The organism is Bradyrhizobium tropiciagri (assembly GCF_001189845.1).
In the GTDB taxonomy this organism is placed as follows: Bacteria; Pseudomonadota; Alphaproteobacteria; order Rhizobiales; family Xanthobacteraceae; genus Bradyrhizobium; species Bradyrhizobium tropiciagri.
In genome coordinates this window covers 1-12,881 of record NZ_LFLZ01000082.1, presented here as the reverse complement: position 1 = coordinate 12,881, position 12,881 = coordinate 1, and the positions used below count along the sequence as shown (strand labels likewise).

Here is a 12,881-nt window from a genome sequence, read left to right as displayed (position 1 = left end):
GTCAATCCAATGATAGATTCAGCGCCTTGACCACATCAGCCCACCGCGCGCGATCGGTATCCACGAACTTGTCGATCTCGGCCTGGCTCTTCGCGCGCAGCGGCGGGAAACCGATCTTGACCAGCGAAGCGCGGAACGCCTCGTCGTTCAAGGCCCGGTCGAGGCTCGCCTTGATCTTGCCGGCGATCTCGTCAGGCACCTTCGACGGCGCTGCAATACCATACCAGACGCTGACGGCATAATCGGGGTAGCCGCTCTCCGCAATCGTCGGCAAGTCGGGCAAATCGGGGATGCGCTCGGTCGAACTGACGCCGAGCGCGCGCAGCATGCCGGACTTGACCGGCGGCAGCGCGGTGCCGAGCGTGTCGAACATCAGCTGGATGTTGCCGGACAGCAAATCCTGAAGCGCGGGTCCGGCGCCCTTGTACGGCACGTGGGTCATCTCGACGCCGGCCATCTGCTTGAACATCTCGCCGGCGAGATGAACCGTGCCGCCGGTGCCGGCCGATCCGAAATTGAGCTTACCGGGATTCTTCTTGGCGTAGGCGACGAACTCCGCGATCGTCTTTGCCGGCACCGAGGGATTCACCTCCATGATCATCGGCGCGTCCGTGATGACAGACAGCAAGCGGAAATCCCTGGTCGGATCGTAGGGCAGCTTCTTGTAGAGCAGCGGATTGAGCACGAAGATCGAGGCCGCCGTCACGAACAGCGTGTAGCCATCGGGATCGGAGCGCGCCACGGCCTCGGCGCCGATCGCGCCCTGCGCACCGGCCTTGTTCTCGACCACGACCACCTGCTTGAGATCGCGCCCGAGATATTCGCCGACGATACGGCCGAGCACATCGGTCGGTCCTCCCGCAGCATAGGGCACCACGAGCTTGATCGGACGCGTCGGATAGTCCGCGGCACGCGCCGGCTGCGCCGCCACCAGCAACGCCGTCAGGGCAATAATGAATAGCGATGATGCGCGCCGCTGCATGCCGTTTCCCCGATGTCTTGTTCTTGGGGAACGAGAGTAGCGGATAATGCGGTCGCCGCAATCAGCCGAGCCAGTATTTGCCTGCGATCATCACGACTTCGCCGATGATCACGCCGGCGAAGATCGATTTCCGCGCCAGCATGAACGCCACAAAGCCTGCCGCAACCGAACTGTAACGCAGCCAGTCCGGCACGCTGGCGAGCCCACCCGGCGGCTGCACCACGATCTGCGCGATGATCCCGGCGAGGATCGCGGTGGCGACCGCCCTCACCCAGACCAGCAGTTCCGAGTTCTCGTCGATGCCGCCGCCGAACCACAGGCCGAGCATGCGCCAGATCTGGTTGGGGATGACGCCGGCCACGAACAGGATCGCGAGCGCGTGCCAGTCGCCGATGAAGCTGCTCATGCGCGCGCCCTCACGATGCCCGCCCGCGCCCGGTGCACGGCATAGGCGATGGTCCCGGCGACGACGCCGCTGACCAGGATGTCGACGCCGCTGTTCAGCATCGCCGCCAGCGGGAACAACAACAGCCCGAGCACCAGCGCGATGACGTCGGCGAGCTCGCGGCAATTGCGCGCAGTGGAGAACAGGAACGCAAGCGGCGTCAGCATCAGCATGCCGGCGGCGAGCAGCGGCGTCAGATTGGCCGCGAGCGTATAGCCGATCGTGTTCGCGATCAGGCAGATCGAGACCAGCCCCAGGCCCAGCCCGTGGATGAAGGCAATCCGCCGGTTGCGCGGCACCTGCGGCAGGAAGCGGTAGCATTCGACCCACAGCGTCACGGCCGTGAGATGCGCCACCAGGATCAGATGCCGCCGCTTGGTCTGTTCGGTGCGCATCAACGGCAACACCGAGACCACCATCGGAAACAGCCTGATCGCGCTGACGGTGACCGCGATCGCCGATTGCAGCACGGTGGCGCCGGAGCCGAGCGTCGTGATCACGATGATCTGCGCGGGCCCCGCCCAGACGAACGCCGTGCTCGCCAGCGTCCAGCCCAGCGAGAAGCCGCTATCATGCGCCAGCGCGCCGATGCCGAGATAGGTCGCAAACAGCACCAGGGTCAGCACGGTCGCACCGATCGACCGCGCGCCCCACAGGAAGGCGCGGAAGGAGGTCTGCCATTGCGGAGAATCGAGCGGAGGAAGCGCCACGGGGAGCCGGATGGTTTTGCAATGTTCGCGGCTTAGGGCTGGCTGGGCGCACGGTCAAGCAAGTGAAGGCACAGGGCCGGTATGCAGTAGCCTGCCTCAACCGTCATTGCGAGGAGCGAAGCGACGAAGCAATCCATCTATCCGCTCGTGGAGAGATGGATTGCTTCGCTTCGCTCGCAATGACGCGGTGAGTTTTGGACCCTTCCCCTCACGCCCGGTTCTTCAGCACGAAGCATGCCCCGCCCGCCTTGCGGATGCGGTTGCACAGGCCGTCGGCCTCGGGACGCGTGTCGGCACCGATGCGCACCTGGTAGAAGGTCGCGCTGCCGCGGCTGCGCAGCCGCGAGCCGAGCAGGCTCGGGTCCTGATCGCCGATCACGTTGGACAGCCGCTTCATCGCGCGGGCGTACATCGCAAGCGCCTTGTCGCGGCTGAAGCCGGCGGCGAGCTGCACGCCCCACACCTTGGCCGCCGACAGCGTGATGTGCTGCTCGAGCCCGGCCACGAACGGGTTGGGCGCGCGCTTCAACAGCGCCATCAGCTCGCGGCAGCTCTTGGCCGGCGGACGCTCCGGCATCTTGCCGTTGTTGCGAGCAGCAGCGGCCCAGTCGTCGACGCTGGAGCCGGTGATCGCGGAGACGTAATTGCGCGTCTCCTGCGGCATGTATCCTGAACCGGCAAGCCAGTCCTGCACCCGGCGCGGGCCGGCATTGTAGGCGGCGGCGGCAAGGCCGAGATTGCCGAACTGGTTGCGCAGCTCGCTGAGGAATTCGGCCGACTTCGGCAGCGCCTGGACGGGATTGAAGGGATCGAGCAGCCCGCGTTCGTTGGCGGTGCCCGGCATGAACTGCGCGATGCCCTGCGCGCGCTGGCCGCTGCGGGTGACCGGACCGACCGCATCGGCCTGGAAGCGGCTCTCCTGCCAGATCACGCGCGCGAAGAACTCGAGTGGCAAATCGTTCGCCCGCGCCGCCGACTCGATCATCAGGCACATCGCCTCGCGGGTGTCGCTCTCGCGCACATCATCCGCGGGCTTGTCGGCTGTGGCCGCAGGTTTTCCGGACGTGTCGCCCGGTGCCGCAGCAGGCTTGTCGATAGGCGCCGCGGGGGTGTCCGCTGCAGGCGCGGCAGGTTTCTCGGCCTGTGTATCCGGGGGCGTCGCAGGCGGCTCCGCCGGTGCGGCCGCTGGTTTCTCAGCGGGCGTTGCGGGCTGCTCGGCGCCTGCCGGAGTCGCCGGGGCTGCGGCAGGCGCGTCCTCCGCGCCGGCGCCGAGCGTCGGCACCAGCATCACAAGCAGGACCAATGCGGTGCAAAGACCTGTTCGCATGGCAAATCTGTTCCCGCGGAACGCGGCTTGACACCGCAAGCTCGTGGTCTAGCTATGGACTGAAATGATGGCGCGCAAAAGGGAGCGCAAAATGGCCGCAGCTACGGACGATCAACTCGGCTTTGCCCCCGACGACGATGCCCCGATCGGCTACATGAAGCGGACCCGCGATTATTATGCGGCGATCGGCTACACCACCGCCTACCGCTGGGCGCATTACACCTCCGCCCCGTTCCAGCCCCTGAAGAAGCCGCTGAACCAGTCGCGCGTCGCCCTCATCACGACGGCGGCGCCGTTCGATCCCGCCAGGGGCGACCAGGGTCCCGGTGCGAAATACAATGGCGGAGCAAAATTCTATTCGGTCTATGACGGCGACACGTCGCAACAGCACGACTTAAGGATTTCGCACATCGCCTATGACCGTACGCATACCACGGCGACCGACAGCGGCACCTGGTTCCCGCTGGCGCAACTCAAGCGCCTCGCCGCGGAAGGCACGATCGGCGAAGTCGCCCCGCGCTTCTTCGGCGCGCCGACCAACCGCAGCCACCGCGTCACCATCGAGACCGATGCACCTGACATCCTGAAGCGCTGCCGCGACGACAAGGTCGACGCCGCGGTGCTGGTGCCGAACTGCCCGGTCTGCCACCAGACCGTCAGCCTGGTGGCGCGGCATCTCGAAGCCAACGGCATCCCGACCGTGGTGATGGGTTGCGCCAAGGATATCGTCGAGCACGCCGCGGTGCCGCGCTTCCTGTTCTCCGACTTCCCGCTCGGCAACTCGGCCGGAAAGCCGGATGATGTCGCCTCGCAGGCCCTCACGCTGGAGCTCGCGCTGCGCGTGCTGGAGTCCGCGCCCGGTCCACAGACCACCGTGCAGTCGCCGCTACGCTGGAGCCAGGATGCGTCCTGGAAGCGCGACTACAGCAACGCCGACGCCCTGAGCGCCGAGGAGCTGGCGCGCCTGCGCCGCGAATTCGACGCGCAGAAGGAAATCGCGAAGGGGCTGCGCGTCGCGTAGCGCCGGGCGTTTGCGTCCATCGCTAGTCAAACTAACGGTGTCATCGCCCGGCTCGACCGGGCGATCCAGTATTCCAGAGACACCGGTCAGTCACGGAGAAGCCGCGGCGTACTGGGTCCCCCGGTCAAGCCGGGGGACGACAGCGGAGGCAAATGCCTCCACTCAGTGCGCCTCGACAAGCGCAGGGACGGCGTCGCGAGAATTCGCTTCGCTGGCACCCGCATAGCGGCGCGCGAGCGCGGCGCAGGTCATCAGCTGGATCTGGTGGAACAGCATCAGCGGCAGCACGATCAGGCCGACCGACTGGCCGGCGAGCAGCACGCTCGCCATCGGCAACCCGCTCGCCAGACTCTTCTTCGATCCGCAGAACATGATCGCGATGCGGTCGGCACGCGAGAAGCCGAGCAGCTTGCTGCCGAAACCGGTGATCAGCAGCACGATCGCCAGCAGCACCGCATCGAGGCCGAGCACGATAGCCATCTGCGTCGCGTTGACCTGATGCCAGATGCCGTGGCTGACGCCATCGCTGAACGCCGTGTAGACGATCAAGAGGATCGAGCCGCGATCGACCAGGCCGAGCACCGCATGGTGCCTGGCGACGAAGCCGCCGATCAGCGGCCGCGACAATTGTCCCGCGACGAACGGGAGCAACAATTGCACGACGATGTCGAGCGCGGCATTGCCGGAGAACCCGCCATGGCTCGAGAGCAGCACGCCCGCCAGCAGCGGCGTCGCGATGATGCCGAGCAGATTGGAGGCAGTCGCCGAGCACAGTGCCGCCGACACGTTGCCATGCGCGATCGAGGTGAAGGCGACCGAGGACTGCACCGTCGACGGCAGGATGCAGATCAGGATCACGCCCGCCCATAGCGCCGGCGTCAGCAGATGCGGCGCCAGCGCATGGGCCGCGAGCCCGAGCAGCGGGAACAGGCCGAAGGTCGAGAGAAAGATCACCAGATGCAGCTTCCAGTGCCGGGCGCCGACCAGTGCCTCCGTGGTCGACAGCCGGGCGCCGTGGAGGAAGAACAGCAGCGCGATCGCAGCATCGGTGGCATAGCCGCCGATCACGGTGCCCTGCCCGTGCAGCGGCAGCAGCGTGGCAAGGCCGACCATGCCGACGATGGCGGCGATATAGGTGTCGACGGGCACGAATGAGCGCAGGCGGCTGATGATCATGGCAGGTTCCTTTCCTTGGTCGGAAGGTGGCTCCTCTCCTGCAAATTGTGAACCGCGCTTACCGCTGTTATTGTCATTACATTACGTAATGACGGACGCTGCCATGCTCGACCCGGCCCAGTTAGAGACCTTCCTCGCCGTGGTGCAGACCCAGAACTTCACCGAGGCCGGCCGCCGCCTCGGCCTGAAGCAGTCGACGGTCAGCCAGCACATCCGCAAGCTGGAGGCTGCCGCCGGCCGCCGGCTGTTCGTGCGCGACACCCATTCGGTGGTGCTCACCGCCGACGGCGAGGCGATGACGGGTTTTGCGCGCCCGATCCTCGAGGCCAACGCGCGCGCCCGCGATTACTTCGCGGGCTCACAGGTGCGCGGAAAGGTCCGGTTCGGCGCCGCCGAGGATTTTGCGAGCTCCCGCCTGCCCGATCTGCTGCGCGACTTCGTCCGCCGCCACCCGCAGGTCGATCTCGAGCTGACGATCGGCCTCAGCGCCGTGCTGTACCAGCAGCTCGATGCCGGCGAGCTCGACCTCGTGCTTGGCAAGCGGCGGCCCGGCGACGCACCGGGACAGCTGGTGTGGCAGGACCGACTGGTGTGGACCGGCGCACCGGGCATGCGGCTCGATCCCGAGCAGCCATTACCCCTCATCCTCTACGCGCCGCCGAGCGTCAGCCGCAGCGTCGTGCTGGAGGCGATGGAGCGGTTCGGACGACCCTGGCGCATCGTCTGCTCCAGCGGCAGCCTCAGCGGCCTTCGCGCGGCGGCACTGGCCGGTCTCGGCATCACGCCGCAGGCACAGGGCCTGATCCCGGATGGACTTGAAGCGATGCCGCCGTCAGGCCTGCCGCCGCTCGGCAGCGTCGAATTCGTGGTCCGCACCGCACGGCGGACCAAGCGCGGCCCGGCCGTGGAGCTGGCGCAAGCCATCACGACCCATGCCGGCCGGTTGCGCCCTTAGGCACGCCAGTGTGGATCCAGTCCTGCAGCAGACTCGCTGCACCTCTCCCGCTTGCGGGGGAGGGAATGCACTTCCGACGCGGCGACCGCTTAAATGATCCCAGTAAGTCGAACGTCAAGCGGACTGCGCCGCCGCCAGCTGCACCGCGTTCAGCATGCCGGTCCGTTCGTGGCAGCCGAGATATTCGAAGAACTGTTCGTCGGCGGCCGCCACCGTGACCTCGTGATACAGCCTGAGCTTGGCTGACGGCCCCAAGGTCGACAGATACTTCATCGCCGCACCGAAGATCCTGACATGGGTCGGATGCGATTCCGCCCAGCGCTCCAGCGCCGCGAGGCTCTTCCACCAGCTCTGGGCGTAGGATTTTTCCGTTAGCCTTCCGTCAGCGTCGACCACGCGCATGTAGCGGTTGGCGTAGCAGCCGATCGGCACGCCGTCGTCGCGCAGGAAATCCATGCCCTCGCGCAGCACCGGCTCGACATCGTCGAGATACATCTTGCGCTCCGACGCCTCGGTGTCGCTCCAGTCCTGGCCGGAGCGGATCAGGCAGAGATTGTCATGCGCGACCACACGGATGCGTGCGCCGTCGCGGATCACGCGCGGCTCCCCGCCCGGCGTCATCGCGTCGGTCTGCGATAGCGGGATGCGGTCGCGCATGCCGCCCCAATAAGCGTGCTCTTGCACCTCGCCGCTCATGCCGTCGGCAAGCACCGCGACGCCCTCCGGGCGTCCGAGCGAGGAGAACAGCGTCTCGTAGCGCACAACATGCGGCCGCAGCACCTCGATGAAACGGCCGACGCCGTCGCTGGCGCCACCGCCGGTCCAGGCTTCGCGCGCCTCGGCGAACCAGGCGTCGAAACGCCCGGCATCGTCCCAATAGGCGACCGAGACGACATTGCTGAAGCCGGCCTGGTCGACATATTGCGCGCGGTCCCAATGGGTCGGACCGTTCTCGCCGGCAAAGCGCTTTGCGATCTGCGCCAGCGCCCCGGTCGCGGCGGCAGTCGGCTCGCCGCGAAACTGCACGCCGAAATAGGCCATGATCACGCACGCGACCGCGGGCCTGTGGCGCGCGACGAAGGATGGATAAGGCGGCGCATAGTCGTCAGGCACGCGGCGATGACGGGAGCGCGCGGTCTGCAAATGAGGGGGAATCGCGGATTCCATGGCAGTCGCCTCCGGTTGGCTATTGCTCGTTCAGCTCGCGGCCGCGTCGACCTCCTCGAAACTGTCGAGCGGCAGCGCGAAATGCTCGACGCGCTTCGAGGGCTTCTTGTTCAACAGCAGGCGCGTGACATCGGGCCGCGAATAGTGCCCGGCCGGATCGGCGGCGTTCTTGGCGATTCCGATCGCGCCGAGATCGATATCGGCGAGCAGCAGCCCCTCCTGATCGGGCGGCAGCTTCTCGGCGATCGAACTGCCGTCGGGCCCATAGATCGCGGCGTGTCCGCCGCCGACATGCAGCAGCGCGTGCTTGTCCTCGCGGTCGCACATCTCGTCGACCATGGCCTGCGAGACCGTCGCGCAAGGCGCCAGCACAAAGCACGAGCCTTCAACGGCGTAGACCCGCGAGGCCGCGTTGTTGACCTCCCAGCCGAGCGCCGGCGCGAACGGATCGTACAGCGAGAAGCTCGGCCAGGCCGCGACATGCACCTGCTCGTTCTGGGCATACATCGCGTATTTCGACAGCGGCTGCAGATGCTCCCAGCAGCACAGCGCGCCGAGACGGCCGATGCCGGGGCGGTCATGCACCGCAAGGTCGCTGCCGTCGCCCTCGCCATAGACGGTGCGCTCGGCGTGGGTCGGCCGCAACTTGCGCCGCTTGGCGATGGTCTCGCCGTCGGGTCCGATCAGCCATTGCGCGAGATAGAGGCTGCCGCCATCGCGCTCGGACAGGCCGAGCACCGCGGTCATGCCGGCCTTCTTCACCGCGAGCCGCAACTGCTCGGCCTGCGGACTGTCATAGCTCAGCGAGTTGTCGAAATAGCGCTGCACGAAGCCGCGCCCGATCGCCCAGGCCGGCGAGTCCAGCCAGATGTACCAGGGATAGCCGGGGATGAATGCCTCGGGGAACGCGATCAGCTTTGCCCCCTTGGCGGCGGCCTCCTCGATCAGCGCGATGGACTTGGCGATAGACGCGTCGAGATCGAGCCAGGCTGGCGCCGCCTGCACCACCGCAACGCGATATTTCGGATGTTCGATGCCCATAATGTCCTCCTCGCAGCCGGCCGCTCCGGCCGGTTCGGTCTTGATCGGGCCTAGCGGCCTCTGACATCATGCTGCCCCGGGACCGGGACCGCCGTTCGACCAGGACGGAAGGAAAATTCGACTGCGGAGGAGATTCCCCCAGCCGCCCCCGGTACGAAGCTTGCTTGTTTGCGTGGCCAGCGTTTGCACTCGTGAAGGGAGGAAATCATGCCGGCCCTGTTCACCACGGACAACGCGCCCACGCATCGGCGCCTGGCACTCTGGCAGGACATCGTCTGCGACGTGTTCGTGCAGCTGGATTGCAAATCCGACCTCGGCACCGCCTTCCGCGGCGCCATCACCAGCACGCAGCTGGGTCCGGCGAAGTGCTCGGTCGTGTCGTCGAGCCGGCAGCGCGTGCTGCGCACACCGTCGCGGATCGCGCGCGCCAGCGAGGACTTCGTTCTGTTCGCGCTCGGCCGCAGCGGCTCGGGCGGCGTGGTGCAGGACGGCCGCGAGACCGTGATCCAGCCCGGCGAGTTCGCATTCTACGACACCACGCGGCCCTATGAGCTGCGCTTCAACGACGACTTCACGCAGACCATCTTCCAGGTGCCGCGCGCAATGCTGCACCGGCGCTTTGCCGGCACCCACGGTCTGACGGCGACGACGTTCACGTCCGATCGCCCGGTGCAGCGGCTTGCCTGGCAGTTCATCTCGGGACTCGCTGACATCGCCGACAGGCTCGATCCGGACAACGCGATCCGCCTCGCCGATCAGGCCGCGGACCTGCTCGCGATGGCGATCAGCGAGCGCAGCGGCGGCGCCGCGCTGCCGGCTTCGACCCACCGCTCCGCCCTGCTCTACCGGCTGAAAGCGCACATCCTCGCACATTTGCCGAACCCTGAGCTTGGCCTCACCGAAACCGCAGCAGCGCTCGGCATCTCGCCGCGCTATGTCAACAGCCTGCTCGCCGACGAGGACACCTCATTCCAGCGCTTCGTGCTGGCAGAGCGGCTGGAGCGCTGCAGGCGCGACCTCGCCTCGCCGGCGCACACGCATCGCCACATCAGCGAGGTCGCGTTCGCCTGGGGCTTTAACGATCTCTCGCATTTCGGTCGCGTGTTCCGCGAGCACTACGGCCTGTCGCCGCGCGAGTGGCGGCACAGCCGGCTGCCGAACTAGAGCGTTTTCGAGCGAAGCGGGTAACGGTTCGCGTTAAGAAAGCCCGTCAAAACACGGCTCCGGAGGCGCTTTGCGGCGCAAAATAGCCGGGAATCCGGGCCTTCACAGGTGCAAACAATTTACACTAACTGCAACGGGTTCCGCTCGTACCCTTCATTTCGCAGGTCCTGACCGGTACAGTTGTGCCGTTCATTTGAGGAGGATTTCCCGTGCAGGACCGGCGCCAGAGCCCACGCGACAAAGTGTTTTACGGTGCGGTTGCGGAGATCAATGAACACGGCTCGACGATGGATTGCGTCGTCCGCAACATCAGCGAAGGTGGTGCCTGTGTCGAATTTGGCGATACCGCACAGCTGCCCGAAGAGATGAATCTCAGCGTTGCGCGCAAAGGCCGCTCGTTCCTGGCGCGCCTGATCTGGCGCCAGGCCAACAAGGTCGGCCTCGCCTTCCGGATCATGACCTCGGATACGCCAGTGAGCGACCTCGACGAGCGGGTCCGCCGCAGCGAGATCAAGAAGCGGCAGCTGCAGCGGCGCATCAAGGAACTGCTCGGCCAAGGCTAGCGATCAAGGCTAACGATCGAGGCTAACAATCGAGGTTGAGCCCTTTTTGGCCTCCTCCGGCCTCGTTTCGGTGCACCCGGGGCCGACATTTCGGGGGTTGCAAAGGCGGGGTTAATCCAGCATCCGGTAAGCCCGCCAAGCTGGAACCGAGAGCAACCTCACGACATGTCGTCCGCGATTATTGAGCATCCCGACGGGCTGCCGCAGCCGCAGCGCAATTGGGCCATTCTCACGATCGCGCTCGGCCTCGTGATGGCCGTCGTCGACGGCTCGATCGCCAATGTCGCGCTGCCGACCATCGCCCGGGATCTCAACGCCAGCCCCGCATTCTCGATCTGGATCGTCAACGGCTATCAGCTGGCGATCACGATCTCGCTGCTGCCGCTGGCCTCGCTCGGCGAGATCATCGGCTATCGTCGCGTCTATCTGGCGGGGCTGCTGCTGTTCACGCTGGCATCGCTGTTCTGCGCGCTGTCGCACACGCTGCCGCTGCTGACGATCGCCCGCATCCTGCAGGGCTTCGGCGCCGCCGGCATCCTCAGCGTCAACACCGCGCTGGTCCGCTTCATCTATCCGCATTCGCAGCTCGGCCGCGGCATCGGCGTCAACGCGCTGGTGGTCGCGATCTCGGCCGCGGTCGGCCCGACCATTGCCTCGTTCATCCTGGCGGTCGGAACCTGGCCCTATCTGTTCGCCATCAACGTCCCGCTCGGCATCGTCACGCTGGCGCTGGGCTGGCGGTTCCTGCCGCACACCAGGCCCGCGGTTCACGCCTTCGACTGGCAGAGCGCTGCGATGAGCGCCATCGCATTCGGGTTCGGCATCAGCGCAATCGACAGTGCAGGCCACGGCGAGGCGCTGTATGTCTGCGCATTGGAGTTCGCGGTCGCCGCGGTCGCCTCGCATTTGCTGTACCGGCGCCAGCAGCATCTGCCCTCGCCGCTGCTGCCGGTCGACCTGTTGCGGATTCCGATCTTCGCGCTGTCGATCGGAACCTCGATCGCCTCGTTCTGCGGCCAGATGCTGGCCTTCGTCGCGATGCCGTTCTATCTGGAAAACCATTTCGGATATTCGGCGGTGCAGATCGGCCTCCTGATCACGCCGTGGCCGATCGCGGTCGCATTCGCAGCGCCGCTCGCGGGGTGGCTGGTCGAGCGCTACCCGGCTGGCCTGCTCGGCGGCATCGGCCTGCTGATCTTCGCGACCGGACTGGGCTCGCTGGCGCTGATGCCGGCCAATGCGGCGCCGATCGACGTGATCTGGCGCATGGCGCTCGCCGGCGCCGGCTTCGGCCTGTTCCAGACCCCGAACAACCGCACCATGATCGCCGCCGCCCCGCGCGAGCGCTCCGGCGGCGCCAGCGGCATGCTGGGCACCGCGCGCCTGCTCGGACAGACCATCGGCGCCGCTTTGGTGGCGATGCTGCTGGCGCGCTATCCTGCCGACGGCACCAGGATCTCGCTGATGGTCGGCGTCGGCTTTGCCGTCGTGGGCGCCGTGCTCAGCACGCTGCGGCTGTCCTCCGCCGGCAGCCGCGGCGCCGAGCGGGTGCGGATTCAAGAGGGGCAGCGTTTGAAGGGCGAGTGAGGCGCGATCCGTCGGGCAACAATCCGTAATACGATGGGGCGCGACGGTCCCCGGAACAGCCCCTTCCCCGCTGGTTCGAGCTTGGTAGCGAGCCGCAGGTACGCAGCGATGCAGAACTTCAATCGAAGCGAGTATGCGCAGCTCAAGAATTTCTTTTCGTTCTATGTTGAACGATACATGCTCGCGGAATCTTTGCCGCCGGAGAAGCAGCCTCTGGCTTTCTTGGAGGCCATGGAAAAGAGAAGCCCTCGAATGGCTTTCCAGGGGCTGCGTCAAGCGATCAATGACTGCGTGGAACGTTCGTCGTCTTTTGATCCAGCTGAAGTTGCGAATTTGGATGCCGAGCTGATCAGCCGCGGGATCGTCACGCTCTCCGAATTGCGCAAACGATACTCGCGAGCTACGCCAATATCCTCAAGCAAGGGCGGATCAAGAACGATACCGAGTTCTATTTGCTTCAGAACGTCATCAATGATCCGACCGAAAAATCCCCTGACGAACTTCAACTGCTTGCAAAGTTGCTGTCCGACTATGAGGGAGCTTAAGCCCCGGCTCAGCTAAAGCCTGATGAGATTAGGTTGAGCTGGAACGGCGTCGGAAGTTCACCTCTCCCTTGGGAGAGGTCATTTGCGCAGCAAATCGGGTGAGGGGTTGCGGTCCATCGAGAGAGCAAAAGCCCTCACCCGGATTGCACTGGACGATGCTTCGCATCGCCAGGCGCAATCCGACCTCTCCCCGGCGGG

At 66.0% G+C, this 12,881-nt stretch carries 13 protein-coding genes; 6 read left to right on the top strand and 7 right to left on the bottom strand.

The genetic code is table 11. The features are described 5' to 3' along the window. Position 1: 1 nt before the first annotated feature. From AKN84_RS38175 to AKN84_RS38160, 4 genes are all read right to left on the bottom strand, one after another. Positions 2–982: a Bug family tripartite tricarboxylate transporter substrate binding protein gene (locus AKN84_RS38175; protein ID WP_244485706.1), complete on the bottom strand. Its 981-nt coding sequence runs from the start codon at positions 980–982 to the stop codon at positions 2–4. 61 nt (positions 983–1,043) lie between these two features. Beyond that, on the bottom strand, positions 1,044–1,388 hold the full coding sequence (locus AKN84_RS38170) for an AzlD domain-containing protein (protein ID WP_050425556.1): 345 nt from the start codon (positions 1,386–1,388) through the stop codon (positions 1,044–1,046). Next, complete coding sequence (locus AKN84_RS38165) at positions 1,385–2,137, bottom strand: AzlC family ABC transporter permease (protein WP_050425555.1); 753 nt, start codon at positions 2,135–2,137, stop codon at positions 1,385–1,387. The genes AKN84_RS38170 and AKN84_RS38165 overlap by 4 nt, the downstream gene beginning before the upstream one ends. A gap of 208 nt (positions 2,138–2,345) precedes the next feature. Beyond that, positions 2,346–3,464: a lytic transglycosylase domain-containing protein gene (locus tag AKN84_RS38160; RefSeq protein WP_050425554.1), complete on the bottom strand. Its 1,119-nt coding sequence runs from the start codon at positions 3,462–3,464 to the stop codon at positions 2,346–2,348. 91 nt (positions 3,465–3,555) lie between these two features. Between AKN84_RS38160 and AKN84_RS38155 the strand changes: the two genes are divergently transcribed. Beyond that, positions 3,556–4,485 carry a glycine/sarcosine/betaine reductase selenoprotein B family protein gene (locus tag AKN84_RS38155; protein WP_050425553.1) on the top strand — a complete coding sequence of 310 codons (930 nt, stop codon included), beginning with the start codon at positions 3,556–3,558 and terminating at the stop codon, positions 4,483–4,485. Between the two features lie 162 nt (positions 4,486–4,647). On the opposite strand, the gene AKN84_RS38150 is transcribed toward AKN84_RS38155, so the two are convergent. Then, complete coding sequence (locus tag AKN84_RS38150) at positions 4,648–5,661, bottom strand: bile acid:sodium symporter family protein (RefSeq protein ID WP_050425552.1); 1,014 nt, start codon at positions 5,659–5,661, stop codon at positions 4,648–4,650. Positions 5,662–5,764: 103 nt separating this feature from the next. On the opposite strand from AKN84_RS38150, the gene AKN84_RS38145 reads away from it, so the two are divergent. Next, complete coding sequence (locus tag AKN84_RS38145; protein ID WP_050425573.1) at positions 5,765–6,616, top strand: LysR family transcriptional regulator; 852 nt, start codon at positions 5,765–5,767, stop codon at positions 6,614–6,616. Between the two features lie 114 nt (positions 6,617–6,730). On the opposite strand, the gene AKN84_RS38140 is transcribed toward AKN84_RS38145, so the two are convergent. Then, complete coding sequence (locus AKN84_RS38140; RefSeq protein ID WP_050425551.1) at positions 6,731–7,783, bottom strand: phenylacetaldoxime dehydratase family protein; 1,053 nt, start codon at positions 7,781–7,783, stop codon at positions 6,731–6,733. Between the two features lie 30 nt (positions 7,784–7,813). Then, positions 7,814–8,824, bottom strand: coding sequence for a carbon-nitrogen hydrolase family protein (locus tag AKN84_RS38135; protein WP_050425550.1), 1,011 nt, complete (start codon positions 8,822–8,824; stop codon positions 7,814–7,816). 207 nt (positions 8,825–9,031) lie between these two features. Between AKN84_RS38135 and AKN84_RS38130 the strand changes: the two genes are divergently transcribed. From AKN84_RS38130 to AKN84_RS46590, 4 genes are all read left to right on the top strand, one after another. Then, a complete protein-coding gene (locus AKN84_RS38130) occupies positions 9,032–9,988 on the top strand; it encodes an AraC-like ligand-binding domain-containing protein (RefSeq protein ID WP_050425549.1) in 957 nt (318 codons plus the stop codon). Between the two features lie 209 nt (positions 9,989–10,197). Then, a complete protein-coding gene (locus AKN84_RS38125; protein ID WP_050425548.1) occupies positions 10,198–10,551 on the top strand; it encodes a PilZ domain-containing protein in 354 nt (117 codons plus the stop codon). Between the two features lie 165 nt (positions 10,552–10,716). Then, a complete protein-coding gene (locus AKN84_RS38120; protein WP_050425547.1) occupies positions 10,717–12,138 on the top strand; it encodes an MFS transporter in 1,422 nt (473 codons plus the stop codon). Between the two features lie 108 nt (positions 12,139–12,246). Beyond that, positions 12,247–12,699: a hypothetical protein gene (locus AKN84_RS46590; protein WP_128971526.1), complete on the top strand. Its 453-nt coding sequence runs from the start codon at positions 12,247–12,249 to the stop codon at positions 12,697–12,699. The last annotated feature ends 182 nt before the right edge of the window (positions 12,700–12,881 follow it).

Excerpts from the sequence above, each read along its gene's own strand:
- AKN84_RS38175 (WP_244485706.1), bottom strand. The coding sequence starts at position 982 with ATGCAGCGGCGCGCATCATCGCTATTCATTATTGCCCTGACGGCGTTG.
- AKN84_RS38170 (WP_050425556.1), bottom strand. The coding sequence starts at position 1,388 with ATGAGCAGCTTCATCGGCGACTGGCACGCGCTCGCGATCCTGTTCGTG.
- AKN84_RS38160 (WP_050425554.1), bottom strand. The coding sequence starts at position 3,464 with ATGCGAACAGGTCTTTGCACCGCATTGGTCCTGCTTGTGATGCTGGTG.
- AKN84_RS38155 (WP_050425553.1), top strand. The coding sequence starts at position 3,556 with ATGGCCGCAGCTACGGACGATCAACTCGGCTTTGCCCCCGACGACGAT.
- AKN84_RS38150 (WP_050425552.1), bottom strand. The coding sequence starts at position 5,661 with ATGATCATCAGCCGCCTGCGCTCATTCGTGCCCGTCGACACCTATATC.
- AKN84_RS38145 (WP_050425573.1), top strand. The coding sequence starts at position 5,765 with ATGCTCGACCCGGCCCAGTTAGAGACCTTCCTCGCCGTGGTGCAGACC.
- AKN84_RS38140 (WP_050425551.1), bottom strand. The coding sequence starts at position 7,783 with ATGGAATCCGCGATTCCCCCTCATTTGCAGACCGCGCGCTCCCGTCAT.
- AKN84_RS38135 (WP_050425550.1), bottom strand. The coding sequence starts at position 8,824 with ATGGGCATCGAACATCCGAAATATCGCGTTGCGGTGGTGCAGGCGGCG.
- AKN84_RS38130 (WP_050425549.1), top strand. The coding sequence starts at position 9,032 with ATGCCGGCCCTGTTCACCACGGACAACGCGCCCACGCATCGGCGCCTG.
- AKN84_RS38120 (WP_050425547.1), top strand. The coding sequence starts at position 10,717 with ATGTCGTCCGCGATTATTGAGCATCCCGACGGGCTGCCGCAGCCGCAG.
- AKN84_RS46590 (WP_128971526.1), top strand. The coding sequence starts at position 12,247 with ATGCAGAACTTCAATCGAAGCGAGTATGCGCAGCTCAAGAATTTCTTT.